The sequence below is a fragment of the Sphingomonas cellulosilytica genome (assembly GCF_052321755.1).
In the GTDB taxonomy this organism is placed as follows: Bacteria; Pseudomonadota; Alphaproteobacteria; order Sphingomonadales; family Sphingomonadaceae; genus Sphingomonas.
In genome coordinates this window covers 187988-207708 of the sequence record NZ_JBQRTT010000001.1, presented here as the reverse complement: position 1 = coordinate 207708, position 19721 = coordinate 187988, and the positions used below count along the sequence as shown (strand labels likewise).

The window sequence follows — 19721 nt, the reverse complement described above, 5'->3', positions numbered from 1 at the left end:
CGGTTCGATCAGAGGACGGCGTCCACCAGCTGGCGAAAGGCGTCGGCGCGATGGCTCACCGCATGCTTGGCGGCGGGCTCCATCTCGCCGAACGTCTCCGTGCCGTCGATGGGCAGGAACATCGCGTCATAGCCGAAACCGTTGGCGCCGCGCGGCGGCCAGACGAGCGTGCCGTCGACCCGCCCCTCGAACCATTCGACATGGCCGTCGGGCCAGGCCAGCGCCAGCGCGCAGACGAAATGCGCATCGCGCGGACTGCCGGGTTCCTCGCCCAGCCGATCCTCGACCAGCCGCATGGCGAGGTCGAAGTCCTTGGCTTCGCCCGCCCAGCGCGCCGAGAAGATGCCGGGGTCGCCGCCCAGCGCATCGACGCACAGCCCGCTGTCGTCGGCGAGCGCGGGCAGGCCGGACAGGTCCGCCGCTTGCAACGCCTTCAACTCGGCATTGGCGACGAAGGTGGTGCCGGTCTCCTCGGGCTCGGGCAGGTCGAGCTCGCCCGCCGAGACGGGTTCGATGCCGTACGGCCCGAGCAGTTCGGCGATCTCGCGCACCTTGCCGGCGTTGTGGCTGGCGATGACGATCCGGCCGGGGGCGAGCTTGCGGATCGCCTGGCGGCCTTCTCCGCGTTCGTCCTGGCCGCTCATCGGACCGCGCGATCCTGTGCGGCGAAGATGTCGCCGCAGCCGATGCGGGCGAGGCGCAGCAGGCGCAGCAGCGCTTCCTCGTCATAGGTCGCGTGCTCGGCGGTGGCCTGCGCCTCGGCGATGTTGCCGTTTTCGAGCAGGACGAAGTTGCCGTCGGCATCCGCGCCCGAATCCTCGAGGTAATCGAGGTCGAGGACCGGCGTACCCTGGTAGATGCCGCAGCTGACGGCGGCGACCTTCTGCCGGATCGGGTCGACGGTCAGCTTGCCGTTCGCCAGCAGCGTGTTCACCGCCAGCCGCAGTGCGACCCAGGCGCCGGAGATGGCAGCGGTACGGGTGCCGCCGTCCGCCTGGATGACGTCGCAGTCGAGCGTGATCTGGCGCTCGCCGAGCAGCTTCATGTCGACCACCGAGCGCAGCGAGCGGCCGATCAGGCGCTGGATTTCCTGCGTGCGGCCCGATTGCTTGCCCTTGGCGGCTTCGCGGCTGCCGCGCGTGTGCGTCGCGCGGGGGAGCATGCCGTATTCGGCGGTCACCCAGCCCTCGCCCTTGCCGCGCAGGAACGGCGGCACGCGCTCTTCCAGGCTGGCGGTCACCAGCACCTTGGTATCGCCGAAGCCGACCAGCACCGATCCTTCGGCATGGCGCGTGAAGTTCGGTTCGATCGTGATGGTGCGCATCTGGTCGGGGGCGCGGCCGCTGGGGCGCATTCAACTCTCCTCAAGGTTCGATAGCCCAAGCCCTAGACGGCACCGCTGGCGCGCGCCAGTGTTCAGCAAAGGGGACGGGCACATGAAGAGCGTAATCGTGGGGTTGGCGGCCGTGGCATTGGCCGGCACGCTGTCCGGCTGCGTGGTGGTGGATGCATCGCGCAACGGCCGCCCGGTGGCGCTGGAAAGCGAAACGATCCGCTACGAAACCGCGCCCTGCTTCGGCACCTGCCCGGTCTATGCCGTCACGATCGCGCCGGACGGCAGCGGGACGTTCGAGGGCAAGAGGTTCACGGCGGTGACCGGGATCAAGCGGTTCCAGGCGACGCCTGCCGCCTATCACAGCTTCGCTGCCAGGCTGGCGCCGTACCGGCCTGCCGAGGGCGAGAAGCTCTACCAGATGGGCACGGCGCTGTGCGGCGGCCCGATGGTGTCGGACATGCCCAGCGTCGATGTCGTCTGGAGCGAGGCGAGCGGCGCCAGCCAGCACCTCAACCTCTATTACGGCTGCGGCCCGCAAGCGATGCGCGATGCGCTGCGATCCGCACCGGACGCGCTGCCGATCGCGGCCTTTATCGGCGATCCCCAACGCCCTAGATAATCGGCATCATGGGACCGCCCGTCACCGAACTGACCGACCGCGCGCGCGATATCTTTCGCGCCGTGGTCGATGGCTATGTCGAAAGCGGCATGCCGGTGGGATCGAAGACGATCGCCGCCGCCGCCGGCCTGCGGCTGTCGCCCGCCTCGATCCGCGGCGTGATGCAGGAGCTGGAGGAACTGGGCCTGCTCGCCAGCCCGCACACCAGCGCCGGGCGGGTGCCGACCGAGCGCGGCCTGCGCCTGTTCGTCGACGGCATGATGCAGGCGCTGGAGCCCTCGCCCGAGGAACGCGCCGCGATCGAGGCGCGCGCCGGCCGCCACGGCCCGGTCGAGGAGGCGCTGGCGGCGACCACCGCGGCGCTGTCCGGCCTGTCCGCCTGCGCGGGACTCGTGATGGTGCCCAAGCGCGAACTGGCGCTGCGCTCGATCGGTTTCGTGCCGCTGTCGGCGGTGCAGGCGCTGGCGGTGCTGGTGAGCGAAGATGGTTCGGTCGAGAACCGGGTGATCGACCTGCCCGCCGGCATGACGCCGTCCGCCCTGGTGGAGGCGGGCAATTACATGACCGCGACCCTCTCCGGCCTGACCCTTGCCGAGGCGCGGGCGCGGATCGGCCGGCAACTGGCGGAGGGCGAGGCGGCGATCGACGGCGTCGCCCGCGCGCTGGTCGAGGCGGGGCTCGCCGTGTGGAGCGAGGACGGCACGCGCCGCCCGGTGCTGATCGTGCGCGGGCAGGGGCGGCTGATCGATGCGGCGGCGGCCGCCGACCTCGACCGGGTGCGCGACCTGCTCGACGACCTCGAAGGCAAGCAGGAGATCGCCGAGCTGCTCGACAGCGCGCGGGCCGGGGACGCGACCCGCATCTTCATCGGCGCCGAGAATAAATTGTTCGCGCTGTCCGGCTCGTCGGTGATCGCGCGGCCGTTCCGCGGGCCGGGCGGCAGGGTGGTCGGCGTCGTCGGCGTGATCGGCCCGACGCGGTTGAACTATGCGCGCGTCGTGCCCATGGTGGATTTCACGGCGGCAACGCTCGCCCGACTGATGGGCTGAAACACAGGGAATCGAATGACCGAAGAGACGAAGACCGGCGCGGACGACCTGCGTCACGAGACGGCGGAGGCTGCGCCCGAGGTGGCCGAGCACGATCGCGTCGCCGAGCTGGAAAACCAGTTGGCCGACGCGAAGCAGCAGACGCTCTACGCGCAGGCAGAGATCCAGAACGTCCGCCGCCGTGCCGAAAAGGAAGTGGCCGACGCACGCAACTACTCCACCACCTCGTTCGCGCGCGACATCCTGTCGGTCGCCGACAACCTGTCGCGCGGCCTGTCGGCGATCCCGGCGGATCTGCGCGGCGACGAGAAGCTCAAGGGCCTCGTCACCGGCCTCGAGGCGACCGGCCGCGAGCTCGACAGCGTCTTCGCCCGCAACGGCATCACCCGCATCGAGGCGATGGGCCAGGCGCTCGACCCCAACAAGCACCAGGCGATGATGGAAGTGCCGAGCGATGCCGAGCCCGGCACCATCGTGCAGGAAATGCAGGCAGGCTACATGATCAAGGACCGCCTGCTCCGCCCTGCGCTGGTCGGCGTGGCGAAAAAGCCGGATTGATGCTGCAAGGGGAGCCGCTCGGCTCCCCTCGCTCGCCGCGGCTAGACCTTGGCCGCCTTCAGCACGTCGTTCATCCGAGCCTGCCAGCCGCGACCGGTCGCCCGGAACTTGTCGAGGACCTCCGGATCGAGGCGCAGCGTCACCTGCTTCTTGGTGGGCGCGTGCTGAGGCCCGCGAACGAGCGCACGCACGACATGAGGAGGGTGCACCTCATTCGCCGGCTTCGCGCGGGCAAAATCCTCTTCGGTCCATTCGGGATTTTCGTCATATTCGGCGTCATTGACGTCGATCGATGGCGTGAACGGCTTATTCATGTCGACGCATCTCCTTCGCATGGGCGCGGCGCAAACTGATGAGGCGGATGCCGTCGGCGGTTTCGGTGTAGACGAGACAAAAGCCTTTTCCGTCTATGCGGCCACGCGCCTGGAACCGCTGTTCTCCGTAATCGACACGGTCATCGACGACCGTCATCGGCTCTTCGTCGAAGCCACGAAAATCGCTCAGCGACAGCCCGTGCTTGGCGAGATTGGCCGCATCCTTCACCGGGTCGAACACGATCCGCATGGCTGATTGTAACTACGATCAGCCATCCATTCAAGTAGACGGCATCTAGCTGTAAACGCTACACATGCGGCCATGAACCCCAATCTCACCACCGATCGCCCGACCTTCGTCACGCACCTCGAATGCTCGCTGACCGGCGAGCGTTACGAGGCGGACCGGCTGCATGGGCTGTCGCGTGCCGGACGGCCGCTGCTGGTGCGCTACGATCTCGATGCGGTCGCCGCCAACCTGCCCAAGCGCCTGCTCGAGACGCGGCCGACCGACCTGTGGCGCTGGCGCGAACTGCTGCCGGTGCGGGACACGAACAATGTCGTCAGCTTGGGCGAGATCGAGACGCCGCTGATCCCCATCCCCAAAAGCGCCGGCAGCGACCGGGTGCTGGTCAAGGACGAAGGACGCCTGCCGACCGGCAGCTTCAAGGCGCGCGGGCTGGTGATGGCGGTGGCGATGGCCAAGGAGCTGGGCGTGCGCACCATCGCCATGCCGACCAACGGCAATGCCGGCGCCGCGCTTGCCGCCTATGCGACCCGCGTCGGCATCGAGACGATCGTGTTCTGCCCCGAGGATACGCCGGAGGTGAACGTCCGCGAGATCGCGATGCAGGGCGCGCGGGTGTGGCGGGTCAACGGCCTGATCGACGATTGCGGCGCGATCGTGGGCAAGGGGGCCGCCGAGGGGCGCTGGTTCGACTTCTCGACGCTGAAGGAGCCCTATCGGATCGAGGGCAAGAAGACGATGGGCCTCGAACTCGCCGCGCAGCTCGGCTGGGAACTGCCGCAAGCGATCTTCTACCCGACCGGCGGCGGCACCGGCTTGATCGGCATGTGGAAGGCGTTCGACGAGCTGGAGCGGCTCGGCTGGATCGGTGCGAAGCGGCCGCGCATGTATGCGGTGCAGGCGTCGGGCTGCGCGCCGATCGTGCGCGCGTTCGAGGCGGGGGTGGAGCATGCCGAGCGCTGGGAAGACGCGCACACCGTCGCCGCCGGCATCCGCGTGCCGAGGGCCGTGGGCGACTTCCTAATCCTGCGCGCGGTGCGCGAGAGCGGCGGCAAGGCGCTGGGCGTCGGCGATCCCGCCATCCTGCAGGCGGTGGACGATGCCGCGCGCAAGGACGGCCTGCTGCTCTGCCCGGAAGGCGGTGCGACGCTCGCCGCCTATCGCGAGGCGCTGCGCACCGGCGAGGTCGACGAGGACGAGCGCGTCGTGCTGTTCAACTGCGCCACCGGCCTCAAATACCCGATGCCGCCCGCCCCGCAGACGCTCGACCGCCACGCCCCGATCGATTTCGCCGCGCTCTAGCCGAACGGCAGCAGCGTCTCATATTGCGCCACCGGCGGCGCGCCCGGCACCCGCGCGCCGTGGCGGAGCAGGAAGGCGTGGCGCACGATCTCGCCCTGCTGCTCGATGCCGTAGCGGTTGAGCGACTGGCCCGGCTTCAACGCATAGGTGTAGCGGCAGAAGGGGTGGCGGGCGAGCGGCAGGCATATGCCGCGCTGATGCTGCCAGATATGCACCGTTTAGCCAAAAGTAACACAGAAAGCCGAAACAAAGGCGTCACCGCCGGAGGATAGGCTTGCCCGACGCCGTTATCTATATTCGCTTCTCGACCAAGAGGCAGGAAAAGGGCTTCTCGAAAGAGCGGCAGCTTGAAGAGTGCGAGGCATTTTGCCGCCGCAAGGGGTGGAACGTGGTCGAGGTGGTGGAAGACCTTGGACGATCGGCGTGGAAAGGCCATCACCTCAGCATCGGCAATCTCGGCAAATGGCGCAAGCGCGTCGATGCCGGCGATGTCGCGCCCGGCACTACACTCGTCATTCACAAGCTCGACAGGCTGAGCCGTCTCGAGCCGCGTGTCACGCAGCGATGGATGGAAGACCTATGCGACAAGGGCATCAGGATCGCGACCGTCGACGGCGACCGGCTGTTCGATGATGCTTATCTGAAAGGACCATCGGCGCTGATGGGCATCATGGAGATCGTGATGCACGCCACAGTCAGCCACGCTGAAAGCGAAAAGAAGAGCGAACTGGTTGCCGATGCCTGGCGTCGCAAGCAGCAGCTTACCCGGCAGGGCAAAGTCCTGTCGGCCAAGCCGCCGGCATGGCTGCGGGTGGTGGGCGAGCGGATCGACAAGGATCAGGATTACCGCCGATACGAATTGGTCCCCGAGCGCGTGGCGGTGCTGAAGCAAATTTACGAATGGGCGGCGGACGGCATTGGCTATTGGGGCATCGCGAAGCGCCTGAATGAACAAGGCGTGCCGAGCTGGGGTAAGGCGCGTAACACCACGACCAACAAAGGCTGGGGCTGGAGCTATGTCGGTATCCTGCTGAAGCATCCGGCTATCGACGGCGAATATCATCCCGCCGGTTTGACGGAGAGCGGCAAACGCAAGAAAACCGGCGAGCGGATCGAGAATGTTTTCCCGCGCGCCGTTGACGCCGACCTCGTCGCACGAGCCAGAGCCAGCGCGTCTAAACGCTGGCAGACCCGGTCTGGCCGCTATGCAGCTTATGCCCGCAACCTGTTCTCGACCCTCGCGCGGTGCCGGCATTGCGGTGGACTGATGACGATGCGTGGGCGTGCCGAAGTCGATGCCCGCTATCGCTACCTGCAATGCGACAGCGCCGCCCGGCATACCGGCTGTGATCGGCGCGAGTTTTTCAACCACCGCTTTTTCGAGAAAGCGGCGCTCGATGCGATGCTCCACCTCGCGCTCGATGGTCGCTTCTTCCAACGCGATGATCTGTCCGGCCCGTTGGCGATCCGGCTGGCGGAGATCGAACGGGCTATCGAGAACAAGAAGGCCGAGGCGAAGCGGCTCGTGCGGAAAATGGCGCAGTTCGATGACGAAGACCGCGACGAGTTTGACGATGTGCTTCGTGCCGTGAAGCAGGAGCAGCGCGTATTGGAAGCAGAATGCGCTAAGGTCGCGGAGGAGCTTCAGGCCGCACGCGGCCATCTGCCGCCGAACGTCCACCTTCAGCGCGTTCTGGAAGTCCGCGAAGCGATCAACGACCCGAGTGATCCCGAGGCGATGCGCGACGCTCGGTTGAAAGTGCGGGAGGCGATCCGCAATGTGGTGGATGTCGTGTGGTGCGATCCTGTCGAAATGATCGGTGGCGTTCCGACCCGGACCCTGACCTTGCTGATGGCGGGCAATGCCGCCGGCATCAAGTTCGACAATCAAGGCAACACGATCGGGACTTTCAATTTTCTTCCCGAATTGGCGGCGGGCGGCGCATCCTACACCCTGCGGGACGGCACGACAGTCAGCACGAACGCAAATGCGTTGCGAGATGCGCTGCTGAACCGACCTGTGTGCCTATCGGCCTCGGAAGAGGAAGCCGATGCCGCCGCGACTGAAAAGCGGGACGCCGCCGCCCGGCTCGACACCGCATTGAAGCGTGGGCGCTCCCGTCGCCCCGCATAGCCCCTGCGAGGGGTCACGCAGGACCATTTGCGCGGCGGGGCGCCCATGTGCCCCATAGCGCCGTTCGCCCCTCAGCGGGGCGCATTGGCCCCGCCGTCGGGGAGCTTGACCTTTCGCCAGCCTGGCGTTCGATCGGAAAGCCTCAACATAGGGAGGCACCATATGCGACAGGAATTACGAGATCGGCTTGGCCGCCCGCTGGGCTGGCTGGATAATCGCGGGGACAGGATCGAAGGTCGCGATCGGCTGGGACGCCTTGTCGGGTGGTATAGCTCTCGCGAGGATCAAACCCGCGATCGGCTTGGGCGCATAGTGGGACGCGGCAACCTGTTGTCCGCGTTGATCCTGCCTTAGCCGTTTTCGACAACGACTGGCGCCGGCCCAGTCGGTAGCGGCCCGAACAGCGTTTCCAGCATGGCGTCGATAGTGTCGATGCGTCGGAAGTATCGAGAAGGCACCTTCCGATGGTTTGCCCGTAGGGGCCGCTCACCTTCCTTGTTTCTGCCGATGCGCTTGGGACTGGCAAAATCGGAAAGATCAGGAAGTGGGTCACCTGGCTCGCCGCCAAACCACCAGAACGGTCCCATATGCAGTCCGAGCGTCACGGAGATCCAGATCACGCAACCGCTCGGCTTTTCCGCAAGCGCGCTGCCGACTGATACGGGCGACGGCTTGTTCCGCACGCCGGTCTTGAACTGGATATGTCTGACGATCTGCCCGCGACCCATGACCAAGTCGTAGCCGTGAGCATCAAACTCCGACCGCAGAACTTCGACATCGGTGATGCCGCGCCGCCAAAGCGCGCGAAGGGCTTCGCCTACGAAGACATGCTCGACGATCCGCTCGCGGAGCGTGGAATGCGTGGAGTGAATGTCGATGCTCGCCATAGCGTTGACCATAGGCGCTACCGTCAACGCGATCGACCGATCTCTCGGTAGATCAATTGATCGCGTCGCCAATCGCCGGTTCTTGCCACTGGCGTGGTCGGGTTTGGATCGGGATCGGCCAAGCATAATCCGTTCTGACGACGATGTGCGCCGCTGCGCGCTCCATTCGAACCAGCATCCGTAGTCGGCGGAGGTCGTCATCGGTCAGGTCGGCGATGTTGTAGCGCCGCATCAATATTCCTCCGCCAGCATGATCGTCATGATCCGCCGCACGGTGCGCGGATCGGCAACATCTGGATCGACGCCGTGGCACCCAGCCCGAGGGCGATAGTCGATCTTCCAGGTGATCCGATGCTTCCCAACGGTTAGGATCGCACAATCATGTTCGCCGTAAGGATCGTTATCCGGCGTAAAATCGCGAAACAGCCGCACCGCGCGGATGATCGCATCCTTGGCTGAAATCGGAAGGGCGGCGACGCCGGCAGACAGGAAGGTCCATCCGTCCTCCCCGGTGCCGCGAAAGTGATCGTTGAGGCGGGCGATCTCCGCCCGCCTCATGATTGTCGCCATCAGGCAGCAGCCTTCTTTGCGCGTGGTTTAAAGTTTGCCTTCCGATCGCTGATGGCCGCCTGAAGTTGGGTATCCAGCTCACCTGCATTCACCGCATCGATGATCGACCCGATTACGGCGGGCAGCGCCGCCAGGTTCTGGACCTCAACCGCGTTCATGCCCTTCGCGAGTTCGATCGGCTTCGCACCGTAGCGGACCTGCAGGAACATCTTGCCCGTGGTGTCGGTAAACCATCCCTTGCGGACATGGCGCGCCGCGTCGACACGAACCTTTTCGCCGGCGTCATTGGTGCGCGTTACGCGCCGCGTCGCGGTGAACGGCTTGCCGGTGATTTCCGCCTCCGCCATCGCCTGCTGCTCGGCGAGCCAGCCCAACAGCTTGCTGCGAAAGCCATATTCGGTGTTGGAGGGAATAGCCGGCGCAGCGGCGGCCAGCTTCAAAGACTTGAGGATCGACATGGACGGCTCCTATCTGGTTTCGGACAGATCGAGCCGTAATGTCGAGGATCAAAAGAGCGACCGATGATTGGATGTCTGACGCAGAAATTCAGTCAAAAATAATTCCGTCACCATCGCCACGGTTCTTGAGCCGTTGGGGCTGGTCACGGAATATCTGTTGCGGCCTAATCGCTCTTCTAACCTAACTATCTTCGGTGTTATTGGCCTTCAATCGCTCCTTGATCTTCTTCATCTTCACTGCCATCTGATGATAGGTATCACTGCGGGTCCGTCACCGGCACCCGCTTGAACAGGATGGCTTCGTCAGCCGTGGACCTCGCGTTGCGGCAGTCCTCCCGTTATGCAGCAATCTTTGTCGTCGTCTCCATGTGCGGTGGGGTCAGCAAGCGGTCGCTGGTTTCAGGGCGCAACGCCTTCGTGACGTAGCGCGCCGCCCCTTCGGCATGACGGACCGGCTGAATGTCGAGGTTTCCGGCCGCTACCAGTTTCGTCCAGATGCCGGGTGCGATATCTCCGAAACGCGCAGCCTGCTCCGTTGTCATGCGGAATAGCGCGTGGATGTGAATGTTTGTGTCGGGCTTCTCGATGGCGGCGATATAGACGGTGCGGTCGCCTGGACGGTCGAAATATGAACGGCCAAGCAGCTTGCGATCGAGCCGCTGGTGAAATTCCTCGAACGTTCGTTGCGCCTCGTCCATGCTGACCCAACGATTGATCGCGAAGGTGACGAACAGGATCGGCTCGAAATCGCTCATCCATCGGACACATTCCGCCCGGTATTTTTCTGCCCTTGTAAGGGGTATTGATGTGGCTTGTGCCATCTTGTTCTCCTTGCGGCCGGGGATGTTAGAGAGCCCGTATATTTTTTATTTATCATCCGGCACCGCCGTCCTGATCTAGGCGCCCGCAATAAATACAGGAACTCTTGTAATGGAGGCCCGCCCCATGATCCTTGATGAAGTCTATCTGTTCCTGAAGAATGCTGGCCACGCGCCTACCCACGCCACCTTTTCAACCGATTATCTTGGACACTCGGCGCGCTATTATGATTATCTCCGGTGCTCGGGGGCGGCACCCAGCCTGCGGTCGCTACTCAAAGTTGCGATGTGCCTTCACGATCTCGCCCAAGCGGTCCCGTGCGCAGCCGCGCGGAAAACGGCTGCTCTGCTGTCTCACAGGGTTATGACACGGGCGCTGACGCGGTGCCAATGACGGTAGTTGGGCCGTGTCAGCCCCCAATTTTTGCGAGCCGTGAGAACAATTTGCCGCCCCTGTGCCTCCTGCCGATCGCTGCGGAAAATTTCGAACATTCTCTGGCGAGATGATGCCCTTGACCGTAGGATCACCCTTAACGGGGTGAAGGCATGCTCAACAAACGATCCTTAAGTGAACGCGACATCTGCACCAAGTTTATCACGCCCGCCCTAAAAATGGCGGGATGGGATGAGCTGACGCAGATCAGAGAAGAAGTCAGCTTCACAAAAGGCCGCATCATTGTTCGCGGCAAGATGGTCAGTCGCGGTCAAGGCAAGCGTGCCGACTATGTGCTTTACTACAAGCCCAACATCCCGCTGGCGCTGATTGAGGCCAAGGACAACACCCAGCCCATGGGTGCGGGGATGCAGCAAGCGTTGGAGTATGCCGAAACCCTCGATATTCCCTTCGTGTTCGCGTCGAATGGCGACGGGTTCGTGTTGCATGACCGCACGGGCACTGGCGATGCACGCGAAGTCACGCTGCCCCTTGATGCCTTTCCATCACCGGGTGAGCTATGGCAGCGATATGCCGCGTGGAAGGGCCTGACGGCCGAGGGCGAGGAGATTGTCCTCCAAGATTATTATGACGACGGCAGCGGCAAGCAGCCGCGATATTATCAAGTCAACGCCGTCAACGCGGCCATGGAAGCCATCGCGACCGGGCAGAACCGCATTCTGCTCGTCATGGCGACCGGCACCGGGAAGACCTATACCGCGTTCCAGATCATCTGGCGGTTGTGGAAGGGCGGGCGCAAAAAACGCATCCTGTTTCTCGCTGACCGGAACGTGCTGGTCGATCAGACGATGGTCAACGATTTCCGGCCTTTTGGCCCAGCGATGGCGAAGCTTTCCGCCAACGCAAAAACGATCGAACGTGATGACGGCACGAACATCGACCTGCCGATCGCCATGGATAAGAAGCGGCGCGTCGATACGGCATACGAGATTTATCTCGGGCTCTATCAGGCCATTACCGGGCCGGAGGAACGGCAGAAGCTTTTCAAGGAGTTCTCACCCGGCTTTTTCGACCTCATCGTGATCGACGAATGCCACCGTGGTAGCGCGGCGGAGGACAGCGCATGGCGCGAAATTCTTGAGCATTTTTCTGGTGCCACGCAGATCGGTTTGACGGCCACGCCGAAAGAAACCCGCTATGCGTCCAACATCCACTATTTTGGCGAACCGGCGTACAGTTACACCCTGAAGCAAGGTATCCGCGATGGCTTCCTAGCGCCCTATAAGGTCATCAAGGTCCATGTGGATCGCGACATTCAGGGCTACCGCCCTGAGAAGGGGCAGCTCGATCGCAACGGCAACGAGGTCGAGGACCGCATCTACAATACGCGCGATTTTGACCGGACGTTGGTACTGGATGACCGGACCAAGCTCGTGGCGCGTAAGGTAACGGAATTCTTGAAGGAAAGCGGCGACCGTTACCAAAAAACGATCGTGTTCTGCGTCGATCAAGAACACGCGGCGCGTATGCGACAGGCGTTGATCAATGAGAACGCCGACCTTGTGGCGGAGAGTTCCCGCTATGTCATGCGGATCACGGGCAACGATCCCGAGGGTCAGGCGCAACTCGGGAATTTCATCGACCCCGAGAGCCGCTATCCAGTGCTGGTCACAACGTCACGGCTGCTTTCCACCGGCGTCGATGCCCAGACCTGCCGCCTGATCGTCCTTGACCGAGACGTTGGGTCGATGACCGAGTTCAAGCAAATTGTCGGGCGTGGCACCCGCGTCCACGAGGACACCCGCAAATTCTTCTTCACGCTGATGGATTTCCGAGGGGCAACTAACCACTTCGCCGACCCGGACTTTGATGGCGAACCCGTTCAAATTTATGAGCCGGGCGAGGATGATCCTGTTACGCCACCCGATGACGACAGCATTGTCGGCGACCCCGGCGACGATCAGAGCGACGAGGCGGGCGAGGACGAAACCATCATCGACGATGGCGAAACGCCGGACATAACTATCACAGATGACGGTAGCAGGCGTGGCAAAGTCTATGTCGATGGCGTGCCCGTCGTCATCGTGGCCGAGCGCGTAGAATATCTGGACGAAAGCGGAAAGCTCGTTACCGAAAGCCTGCGAGACTTCACGAAAAAAGCCCTGCGCAAGCACTTCGCCAGCTTGGACGATTTCCTTACCCGGTGGAATGGTACTGAACGCAAACAGGCGCTGGTCGATGAAATATCAGCGGAAGGCCTCGCGCTCGATTTTATCGCGGATGAACTCGGAAAAGACCTCGATCCGTTCGATCTAATTTGCCACATCGCCTTTGATCGCAAGCCGCTGACCCGGCGCGAGCGAGCGGAAAATGTGCAGAAACGCGATGTTTTCGCCAAATATGGCGAGCAGGCCCGCGCCGTGTTGCGCGCTCTGCTCGACAAGTATGCCGACGAGGGGGTGCTCAATCTTGACGATACCAACGTGCTGCGCATCCCGCCGCTAAACACTCTCGGCACCCCGGTCCAACTCATCAAGGCTTTCGGCGGCAAGGCCGGCTTTGAAGATGCCGTCCACGCCCTGCAAAATGAACTTTATCAGGAAGTTGCTTAATCAATGTCGGTTCGCACTCTCGTCAAATCCATCCAAGACATTATGCGCAAGGACAGTGGCGTCGATGGCGACGCCCAGCGCATCAGTCAGCTCTGCTGGCTTTTCTTCCTGAAGATCATCGACGATCAGGATCAGGAATTGGAATTGATGCGCGACGGCTATCAGTCGCCGGTTCCCGAGCAGTTCCAGTGGCGCAATTGGGCGGCCAATCCCGAAGGGCTGACCGGCGAGGCGTTGCTCGCCTTCGTCAACGAGGAACTGTTCCCGGCGATGAAAGGCTTGAAGCCCACCGGCCAGCCCGGCGACCGTCGCCGCGTCGTACGTGACGTGTTCGAGGACGCCTACAACTACATGAAATCCGGCCAGTTGCTGCGGCAGGTGGCCAACAAGATCAACGACATTGACTTCAATAATCTGTCCGAGCGCCAGCACTTCGGCGACGTTTACGAGCAGCTTCTCAACGACCTGCAATCCGCCGGCAACGCCGGCGAATACTACACCCCCCGCGCCGTCACAGCCTTCATGGTGGATCGCATTGACCCCAAGCCGGGAGAGATCATCTTCGACCCCTCCTGCGGCACGGGCGGCTTCCTCACCTGCGCAATGAAGCACATGCGCGACCGCTACGTGAAGCGGCCCGAGGATGAGGCGCTGATGCAGCAATCACTGCGAGCCGTTGAAAAAAAACCGCTGCCGCACATGCTCTGCGTCACCAATATGCTGCTGCATGGCGTGGAAGACCCGAGCTTCGTCCGCCACGACAATACGCTGGCCCGGCCCTACATCTCGTGGGAGCAGAAGGACCGCGTCGATGTGATCCTCACCAACCCGCCCTTCGGCGGTAAGGAAGAGGACGGCATCGAAAGCAACTTCCCCCAGCATTTCCGCACGCGTGAGACGGCGGACCTGTTCCTGGCCCTGTTCATCCGCCTGCTGCGAAAGGACGGGGTCGCCGCTATCGTCCTACCAGATGGCAGCCTGTTCGGCGAAGGTGTGAAGACCCGGCTGAAAGAGGCGCTCCTCGAAGAGTGCAACCTCCACACCATCGTTCGCCTGCCCAACTCTGTGTTCAAGCCCTATGCCTCCATCGGCACCAACCTGCTGTTCTTCGAAAAGGGCGAGCCGACCAAAGACATCTGGTTCTACGAACATCAGGTTCCAGCGGGGCAGAAGGCCTATTCGATGACCAAGCCGATCCGCGTGGAGCACTTCGCCTCCTGCGTGGAATGGTGGGGCGGCGCGGAGCGCAACGGCCGCGAGGAAGGCCCGCAGGCGTGGAAGGTCAGCGCCAGCGAGGTGAAGGCGCGCGGCTACAACCTCGATTTTAAGAACCCGCATAGCGAGGAAGCCGATCACGGTGATCCGGCGGATTTGTTGGAAAAGCTGGATGAGGCCGAGGCCAAAACATCCGACCTGCGCGCGCGCCTGCAAGCTATTCTGGCCGAGGCGCTGACCCGATGAACGCCGATTTCGTGCATGATGCCGTGTCGCGTTTTAGCGACGATCCAGAAGGTATTGGCCGGTTTCGGAAGGTGGTCATCGGCTTGGCCATTGCCGGAAAGCTGGCAGGAGAAGGTCAGCGGCGGTCGCCTGCGGAAATGCTCGATCAGATAGAGAGCGAAAAGATCAGGCTTCTCCGGGACGGCGAAATTCCGAAGCCAAAACGTTTCCCGCCCGTCATTGACGAGCAGCTTCCAGAAGGCTTTGCCGACCCAGCAGCATTCGCACCACTTGGAGCCGTCGCTCGCATCGAAAAGGGATTGACTGGTATCCAAGGCGCCAAAAGCGGTAGCTTTCCGCTCGTAGTCACAGCAGCTGAGCGCGGCTCCTGTGACCATTTCGATTTCGACGGCGCGGCGACGATTGTGCCTCTGGTATCATCGACGGGGCATGGCAATGCCAGCATCAATCGGCTGCACTATCAGGAAGGCCGGTTTGCTCTGGGCACCATCTTGGCAGCAATTTTCCCTTATGAGCCAGACCTGATTTCTGCGCGCTTCATATTCGAGTACCTTTCGACCTTTAAGGACGAACTGCTTGTTTCGCGCATGACAGGGACGGCCAACGTCACGCTCAGCGTCGGCAGGATCGCGGAAGTGCCTATTCCGCTAATTTGCCCGACAGTTCAGCGTAAGGCAGATGAGCTGATGGCCCTGTGCGATCAGCTTGAGGCGGCGCGGGCAGAGCGCGAGGCGGCGCGTGACACGTTCACGCTGTCCACCTTAGCCGCGCTCAACACTCCCGATCCCGAAACATTCGGCCAAGACGCCCGCTTCGCATTGGCCAACCTCGCCCCACTCACCACCCGCCCCGACCAGATCAAGCAACTGCGCCAAACAATACTGCGGCTGGCGTTGGCAGGGAGGATGACAGAGCAGGATCCCGCCGATGATCCCGCGTCGACACTGCTTTCGACAATTGAAGAGCGTCGATCAGCCTTGTTGAACGCAGGCTATCCCAATTCAACAGAGGCCCGCACCCAGCAGCGAAAAGTGACGGAGCAATCGTTGCCGGACGGGCTTCTGACGCTGCCCCATGGCTGGGAATATGCGACGCTACAGCAATGCTCGCTTATGGTAATTGACTGCAAGAACAAGACGGCGCCCTATACCCCAAATGGTGTGCGGCTTATACGCACCACGAATGTCCGCGATGGCAAGCTCAACGCGATTGATCAGCGGTATGTGAGCCCGGAGACTTATGACGTCTGGAGCGCGCGGGCCAAGCCAGAACCCGGCGACATCCTCATCACTCGCGAAGCGCCCATGGGCGAAGTTTGCTTGATCCCCGCCAACACCATGATTTGCCTGGGACAGAGGATGATGCTTGCGCGGCTTGTGCCCGATACGATCAGCTCACGCTTCATGCTGTATTCGCTCATGGACCCTGATTTGATGGACCGGGTTCAGGACAAGCCGATCGGCATGACGGTTCAGCACCTTCGCGTTGGCGGGGTGGAAACCCTGATCATTCCACTTCCCCCCCTTGCCGAGCAGCATCGCATCGTCGCCAAGGTCGACGAGCTGATGGCCCTGTGCGATGGGCTCGAAGCCAGCATCACCACGGGCGAACACACCCGCTCCCGCTTGCTGGAAGCCGTTCTTCACAACGCCTTGGAGCCTGCCTGACTATGCCAGTCCGCCGCCGTGGCAACAAACTTGAACGCTGGGAAATCGCCCTGATCAAGGCCATGGTAGCGGACGGCCGATGGCCGAACGATCAGGACATTCTCGCCTATTTCACGCGGCCGACGCGCTCGATCAATCACCGCGCTATCAGTGAAATCCGCAGCAATGCCAAGCACGCGGCCATAAAGGCTACGACTGCCGACGAGCTTGAAGCGTTCATCGCATCGTGGCCGGAGGTGGACCCGGAAACAGGCCTCAGCCTGCGCGGCGACGAACTGCTGATTAAGGCGCGGGAGGCGATGATCAGCGCCGTTCACACCTTCAACAGCGCGGGCCTGACCTTCCGTGCCGAACTGTTCATCGTCACTTCTGTGATCGCGTGGACCTACCTGATGCACGCTTGGTTCAAGCGCGAAGGGATCGACTATCGCCACACCAAGAATGTGGATGGCGAAAAAGTCGCGGCAAAAACACCGAGCGGTGCCGAGAAATATTGGGAACTGGGCCAGTGCCTAAAACATGCCCGCTCACCAATCGAGCAAGGGGCGAAGGACAACCTGAACCTGCTGCTGGAAATCCGGCACGAAATCGAACATCGCTCGACCAGCCGCATTGATGATGCGCTGAGCGCGAAGCTGCAAGCCTGCTGCATCAACTTCAACGACGCCATCAAGAGCATGTTCGGTGCGCAATATGCGCTGGAACGCCGCCTTCCCATCGCGCTTCAATTCGTGACCTTCAGCCCGGATCAGCGCGCGATCCTGAAAAAGGCAGGCACGCTGCCGCGTCACGTCGAAACCACCATGGACAATTTCGAGCAGAAGTTGACACCGGAGCAGCAGGCCGACCCACGGTTCGCGTTTCGCGTCTTCATGGTTCACAAGACTGCCAACCGTGCGCCCGGCGCTGATCTTGCCGTGGAGATCGTGCCGCCCGGATCGGACGTTGACCAGAAATTCAATATGGCCCTGAAAGAGGTGGAGAAGAAGAAGTATCTTCCCGCCGCCATCGTGAGGGCGATGAAGGAAGAGGACTTCGACGCCTTTACGATGGATAGCCATACCCGGCTTTGGAAGCGTCTTGGCGCAAAAGACCCGGCGAAGGGTTACGGCGCGATCGCCGTCGGCAATCAATGGTGCTGGTATGATACTTGGCTAAACCGCGTGCGGGAAGAATGTCAGCAACATCCCGAGCGATACAAGACTGCCCAAGCCGACATGCTCGATCAGGGTTGAAGTCCGTATAGCGTTGCTGCCCGTTTTCGGGCCGTCTCCTTACGGTTTACTCGCCCGAGACACCGCGGCGAGACGCTGGCGTGCGTCTTGTTTCGGTTGACGCAGGGCTTCCGAGACACTTGGCGATGAGGGCTTAAACCCATCCGAGACAGGAGATGCCATGATCGTCGGCTACGCGCGCGTCAGTTCCAGCAGCCAGAGCCTCGAGGTCCAGCACGAGCAGCTCGAGGCGGCTGGCTGCGAAAAGGTGTTCGCCGAAAAGCGCAGCGGCCGAACGACCGAAGGCCGCGACGCGCTGGCGGACGCAATCGACTTCGTGCGGGAGTTCGACGTTCTGGCCGTAACCCGGCTCGACCGGCTCGCGCGGTCAGTGGTAGACCTGCACCGGCTGATCGAGCGGCTGACGGCCAAGGGCTGCGGCTTCCGCGTCCTCCAGCAATCGGGTATCGACACGACCACCAGCACTGGGAGGCTCACCCTGTCTATTCTCGGTGCGGTGGCGGAGTTCGAGGCTGATATTCGCCGTGACCGCCAGCGCGACGGGATCGAGCGCGCCAAGGCGAAGGGCGTGTATCGCGGGCGCAAGCCGAGCATCGATACCGCCCGGATCCAGACGTTGATGGCGGCAGGGATGGCCCCCGCCGCCATCGCCCGTGAAATGGGTGTCGGTCGCGCCAGCATCTATCGCTTGATGCCAAACCCGTCTGTTTAACGGACGCTACCGAAGATCTTCGTCTTCTTCGGGTCCACTACCGAACATGGCGAGGCTATGCTTACCAGCCTTGGCGTGGCGGACAGCGCCATCGAAGTCGCCTGCCTGCACCCGCTCGAACACCTCGATGATGCGATCGACGCCCTTGTGGACAGCGAACGGGATTGCGAGCTTTGCCCGGTTCTTCCAATCGTCGCCATGCTCCATGTCGAACCAGCGGTTCGCCTGCACAAGCGCGGCCAGTTCGACATAGAGACTATGGTGCGTCAGCATCATCGCGCCGGTCGTGTCGAACCGCTTCTGGCGATCGGCACCGGTTGCGCCTGTCATGTTGAGGAAATCGCCGATCCGCCGACCTCGCCCGATCGGGCTGTCGAAGGGCCATGGATCGTTGCCCGAGATGCCATGAGCCTCTGCGGCGACACGGTAGTTCGTGAGGCGGATGTTCTGACCATCGGCGAGAAGGCCCGTAATGATCTGCCCGAGTGACTGTGTGTATCGGAAGCTGGTCGAGCTATCGAAGCTGATCCTGACCCCAGTCCCCAGCAGGGCACGAAGCTGGCGCTGTATGACGGTCAGGTAGATTGCGATACCGGGGTGATCTGTTCCAAACACATGGAACCAAGAATTGCCGGCGATCCGGCCGTCCCGGATCATCTCGACCAGCAGTTCCAGCACCAGCGAGATATCCTTGCGGCGCGCTCCCGCAAAACCGAACCCGTCCAACGGAGCATCGGCGACAGCCTCGTACCAGCGCCGACACTCTGCGTTAGATGTGCCCTGTATCATGTTAAGCAGGCGCATCCCGTTACCGGGATCGCGATAGGCCAGCGCATATTCGATCGAGGTCATTGTGTGGTCGAGGCATTGTCGGAATGTTATCGCGCCGGACACCCCTTGCCCGATGCAGGCGGTGGGCACGTCCACGATGACGCCAGCATCGCCAAGGCGCTCCTGCGCGCTCAAAGCCTCCCTGCGAAGGTCCTCAATATCGTGGATCGGGATGGCTCCGTGGATGAAGCCGAAGCCGCCACTGTCCACAAAGATGGTGCTGTCCGCGCGGTCGCGCTGCGACACCATGGTCTCCCTTACGCCGTCGCGGCGGGCGAAGTCTGCGCTGTATAGGGCATGACCATAGTGGAACAATGGCCGGCTCGGACGGCTTAGGAAATCCAGCCGCCGGGGCGTGACGCCGATTTTGCGCGGCGGCGTGGCACGCACAACGAAATTGCTATAGTTCTGCCCGAGCGCGGGCAGCGGAAGGGCGTAGTCGGCCATGGCAGCCGTCAGGTCGATGGTCATCGGATGTATCCCTGAACGCCCCGCGATCCTCGCGGGGCGCGGTGGA

The 19721-nt window shown here is 62.6% G+C and carries 21 protein-coding genes and 1 pseudogene; 11 read left to right on the top strand and 11 right to left on the bottom strand.

Annotation, left to right across the window (positions count from 1 at the left end; all coding sequences use genetic code 11):
- Positions 1–8: 8 nt before the first annotated feature.
- Together rdgB and rph are read right to left on the bottom strand one after the other, a co-directional pair.
- Positions 9–644: an RdgB/HAM1 family non-canonical purine NTP pyrophosphatase gene (gene rdgB, locus ACTZQ5_RS00985; RefSeq protein ID WP_443583283.1), complete on the bottom strand. Its 636-nt coding sequence runs from the start codon at positions 642–644 to the stop codon at positions 9–11.
- Positions 641–1354 (bottom strand): ribonuclease PH, encoded by a 714-nt coding sequence (rph, locus tag ACTZQ5_RS00980; protein ID WP_443583282.1) that lies wholly within the window; start codon positions 1352–1354, stop codon positions 641–643. Before rph ends, rdgB begins: the two co-directional genes overlap by 4 nt.
- Positions 1355–1436: 82 nt before the next feature.
- Here rph and ACTZQ5_RS00975 point away from each other — a divergent pair, with 82 nt between their 5' ends.
- The 3 genes from ACTZQ5_RS00975 to grpE are packed head-to-tail and all read left to right on the top strand — an operon-like array spanning position 1437 to position 3562.
- A complete protein-coding gene (locus tag ACTZQ5_RS00975; protein WP_443583281.1) occupies positions 1437–1955 on the top strand; it encodes a DUF6438 domain-containing protein in 519 nt (172 codons plus the stop codon).
- Positions 1956–1963: 8 nt separating this feature from the next.
- Positions 1964–3004, top strand: a complete 1041-nt coding sequence (gene hrcA / locus ACTZQ5_RS00970; protein ID WP_443583280.1) for a heat-inducible transcriptional repressor HrcA — start codon at positions 1964–1966, stop codon at positions 3002–3004.
- Between the two features lie 15 nt (positions 3005–3019).
- Positions 3020–3562 carry a nucleotide exchange factor GrpE gene (gene grpE / locus ACTZQ5_RS00965; RefSeq protein ID WP_443583279.1) on the top strand — a complete coding sequence of 181 codons (543 nt, stop codon included), beginning with the start codon at positions 3020–3022 and terminating at the stop codon, positions 3560–3562.
- 41 nt (positions 3563–3603) lie between these two features.
- Here the strand turns inward: grpE and ACTZQ5_RS00960 are convergent, their stop codons facing one another.
- Positions 3604–3876 (bottom strand): BrnA antitoxin family protein, encoded by a 273-nt coding sequence (locus ACTZQ5_RS00960; RefSeq protein WP_443583278.1) that lies wholly within the window; start codon positions 3874–3876, stop codon positions 3604–3606.
- The gene (locus ACTZQ5_RS00955; protein ID WP_443583277.1) at positions 3869–4126 is read right to left on the bottom strand and encodes a BrnT family toxin; all 258 of its coding nucleotides are present in this window, start codon (positions 4124–4126) and stop codon (positions 3869–3871) included. Before ACTZQ5_RS00955 ends, ACTZQ5_RS00960 begins: the two co-directional genes overlap by 8 nt.
- Before the next feature lie 72 nt (positions 4127–4198).
- On the opposite strand from ACTZQ5_RS00955, the gene ACTZQ5_RS00950 reads away from it, so the two are divergent.
- Complete coding sequence (locus tag ACTZQ5_RS00950) at positions 4199–5425, top strand: threonine synthase (RefSeq protein WP_443583276.1); 1227 nt, start codon at positions 4199–4201, stop codon at positions 5423–5425.
- Here the strand turns inward: ACTZQ5_RS00950 and ACTZQ5_RS00945 are convergent.
- Positions 5422–5640: pseudogene (locus ACTZQ5_RS00945) on the bottom strand (vgr related protein); the annotation flags it as partial. The gene ACTZQ5_RS00950 and the pseudogene ACTZQ5_RS00945 sit on opposite strands and share 4 nt — an antisense overlap.
- A 59-nt stretch (positions 5641–5699) precedes the next feature.
- On the opposite strand from ACTZQ5_RS00945, the gene ACTZQ5_RS00940 reads away from it, so the two are divergent.
- Positions 5700–7559, top strand: a complete 1860-nt coding sequence (locus ACTZQ5_RS00940) for a recombinase family protein (protein ID WP_443583275.1) — start codon at positions 5700–5702, stop codon at positions 7557–7559.
- Between the two features lie 350 nt (positions 7560–7909).
- On the opposite strand, the gene ACTZQ5_RS00935 is transcribed toward ACTZQ5_RS00940, so the two are convergent.
- The 5 genes from ACTZQ5_RS00935 to ACTZQ5_RS00915 form a co-directional block, all read right to left on the bottom strand.
- Positions 7910–8446 carry a hypothetical protein gene (locus ACTZQ5_RS00935; protein ID WP_443583274.1) on the bottom strand — a complete coding sequence of 179 codons (537 nt, stop codon included), beginning with the start codon at positions 8444–8446 and terminating at the stop codon, positions 7910–7912.
- A gap of 52 nt (positions 8447–8498) precedes the next feature.
- The gene (locus ACTZQ5_RS00930; RefSeq protein ID WP_149520805.1) at positions 8499–8678 is read right to left on the bottom strand and encodes a hypothetical protein; all 180 of its coding nucleotides are present in this window, start codon (positions 8676–8678) and stop codon (positions 8499–8501) included.
- Entirely contained in the window at positions 8678–9016 is a 339-nt protein-coding gene (locus ACTZQ5_RS00925; RefSeq protein ID WP_443583273.1) for a DUF3768 domain-containing protein, read from the bottom strand. Before ACTZQ5_RS00925 ends, ACTZQ5_RS00930 begins: the two co-directional genes overlap by 1 nt.
- The gene (locus tag ACTZQ5_RS00920) at positions 9016–9474 is read right to left on the bottom strand and encodes a hypothetical protein (protein ID WP_443583272.1); all 459 of its coding nucleotides are present in this window, start codon (positions 9472–9474) and stop codon (positions 9016–9018) included. Before ACTZQ5_RS00920 ends, ACTZQ5_RS00925 begins: the two co-directional genes overlap by 1 nt.
- 338 nt (positions 9475–9812) lie before the next feature.
- Complete coding sequence (locus tag ACTZQ5_RS00915) at positions 9813–10229, bottom strand: hypothetical protein (protein ID WP_443583271.1); 417 nt, start codon at positions 10227–10229, stop codon at positions 9813–9815.
- A 175-nt stretch (positions 10230–10404) separates the two neighbouring features.
- On the opposite strand from ACTZQ5_RS00915, the gene ACTZQ5_RS00910 reads away from it, so the two are divergent.
- The 6 genes from ACTZQ5_RS00910 to ACTZQ5_RS00885 all read left to right on the top strand — a co-directional run bounded on the left by ACTZQ5_RS00910 (position 10405) and on the right by ACTZQ5_RS00885 (position 18373).
- Positions 10405–10686 carry a DUF6626 family protein gene (locus ACTZQ5_RS00910; RefSeq protein ID WP_443583270.1) on the top strand — a complete coding sequence of 94 codons (282 nt, stop codon included), beginning with the start codon at positions 10405–10407 and terminating at the stop codon, positions 10684–10686.
- A 152-nt stretch (positions 10687–10838) separates the two neighbouring features.
- Complete coding sequence (gene hsdR / locus ACTZQ5_RS00905; protein WP_443583269.1) at positions 10839–13298, top strand: EcoAI/FtnUII family type I restriction enzme subunit R; 2460 nt, start codon at positions 10839–10841, stop codon at positions 13296–13298.
- A gap of 3 nt (positions 13299–13301) precedes the next feature.
- The gene (locus ACTZQ5_RS00900) at positions 13302–14759 is read left to right on the top strand and encodes a type I restriction-modification system subunit M (protein ID WP_443583268.1); all 1458 of its coding nucleotides are present in this window, start codon (positions 13302–13304) and stop codon (positions 14757–14759) included.
- Complete coding sequence (locus ACTZQ5_RS00895; RefSeq protein WP_443583267.1) at positions 14756–16426, top strand: restriction endonuclease subunit S; 1671 nt, start codon at positions 14756–14758, stop codon at positions 16424–16426. Before ACTZQ5_RS00900 ends, ACTZQ5_RS00895 begins: the two co-directional genes overlap by 4 nt.
- A 2-nt stretch (positions 16427–16428) precedes the next feature.
- The gene (locus tag ACTZQ5_RS00890; protein WP_443583266.1) at positions 16429–17661 is read left to right on the top strand and encodes a DUF3644 domain-containing protein; all 1233 of its coding nucleotides are present in this window, start codon (positions 16429–16431) and stop codon (positions 17659–17661) included.
- A 160-nt stretch (positions 17662–17821) separates the two neighbouring features.
- A complete protein-coding gene (locus tag ACTZQ5_RS00885; protein WP_443583265.1) occupies positions 17822–18373 on the top strand; it encodes a recombinase family protein in 552 nt (183 codons plus the stop codon).
- Positions 18374–18379: 6 nt separating this feature from the next.
- Here ACTZQ5_RS00885 and ACTZQ5_RS00880 read toward each other — a convergent pair whose 3' ends face one another.
- The gene (locus tag ACTZQ5_RS00880) at positions 18380–19675 is read right to left on the bottom strand and encodes a hypothetical protein (protein ID WP_443583264.1); all 1296 of its coding nucleotides are present in this window, start codon (positions 19673–19675) and stop codon (positions 18380–18382) included.
- Positions 19676–19721 lie beyond the last annotated feature (46 nt).

Bases quoted from the DNA above. Each gene is read 5' to 3' on its own strand.
- rdgB (WP_443583283.1), bottom strand. From the start codon at position 644: ATGAGCGGCCAGGACGAACGCGGAGAAGGCCGCCAGGCGATCCGCAAG.
- rph (WP_443583282.1), bottom strand. From the start codon at position 1,354: ATGCGCCCCAGCGGCCGCGCCCCCGACCAGATGCGCACCATCACGATC.
- ACTZQ5_RS00975 (WP_443583281.1), top strand. From the start codon at position 1,437: ATGAAGAGCGTAATCGTGGGGTTGGCGGCCGTGGCATTGGCCGGCACG.
- hrcA (WP_443583280.1), top strand. From the start codon at position 1,964: ATGGGACCGCCCGTCACCGAACTGACCGACCGCGCGCGCGATATCTTT.
- grpE (WP_443583279.1), top strand. From the start codon at position 3,020: ATGACCGAAGAGACGAAGACCGGCGCGGACGACCTGCGTCACGAGACG.
- ACTZQ5_RS00960 (WP_443583278.1), bottom strand. From the start codon at position 3,876: ATGAATAAGCCGTTCACGCCATCGATCGACGTCAATGACGCCGAATAT.
- ACTZQ5_RS00955 (WP_443583277.1), bottom strand. From the start codon at position 4,126: ATGCGGATCGTGTTCGACCCGGTGAAGGATGCGGCCAATCTCGCCAAG.
- ACTZQ5_RS00950 (WP_443583276.1), top strand. From the start codon at position 4,199: ATGAACCCCAATCTCACCACCGATCGCCCGACCTTCGTCACGCACCTC.
- ACTZQ5_RS00935 (WP_443583274.1), bottom strand. From the start codon at position 8,446: ATGGCGAGCATCGACATTCACTCCACGCATTCCACGCTCCGCGAGCGG.
- ACTZQ5_RS00930 (WP_149520805.1), bottom strand. From the start codon at position 8,678: ATGCGGCGCTACAACATCGCCGACCTGACCGATGACGACCTCCGCCGA.
- ACTZQ5_RS00925 (WP_443583273.1), bottom strand. From the start codon at position 9,016: ATGGCGACAATCATGAGGCGGGCGGAGATCGCCCGCCTCAACGATCAC.
- ACTZQ5_RS00920 (WP_443583272.1), bottom strand. From the start codon at position 9,474: ATGTCGATCCTCAAGTCTTTGAAGCTGGCCGCCGCTGCGCCGGCTATT.
- ACTZQ5_RS00915 (WP_443583271.1), bottom strand. From the start codon at position 10,229: ATGAGCGATTTCGAGCCGATCCTGTTCGTCACCTTCGCGATCAATCGT.
- ACTZQ5_RS00910 (WP_443583270.1), top strand. From the start codon at position 10,405: ATGGAGGCCCGCCCCATGATCCTTGATGAAGTCTATCTGTTCCTGAAG.
- hsdR (WP_443583269.1), top strand. From the start codon at position 10,839: ATGCTCAACAAACGATCCTTAAGTGAACGCGACATCTGCACCAAGTTT.
- ACTZQ5_RS00900 (WP_443583268.1), top strand. From the start codon at position 13,302: ATGTCGGTTCGCACTCTCGTCAAATCCATCCAAGACATTATGCGCAAG.
- ACTZQ5_RS00895 (WP_443583267.1), top strand. From the start codon at position 14,756: ATGAACGCCGATTTCGTGCATGATGCCGTGTCGCGTTTTAGCGACGAT.
- ACTZQ5_RS00890 (WP_443583266.1), top strand. From the start codon at position 16,429: ATGCCAGTCCGCCGCCGTGGCAACAAACTTGAACGCTGGGAAATCGCC.
- ACTZQ5_RS00885 (WP_443583265.1), top strand. From the start codon at position 17,822: ATGATCGTCGGCTACGCGCGCGTCAGTTCCAGCAGCCAGAGCCTCGAG.
- ACTZQ5_RS00880 (WP_443583264.1), bottom strand. From the start codon at position 19,675: ATGACCATCGACCTGACGGCTGCCATGGCCGACTACGCCCTTCCGCTG.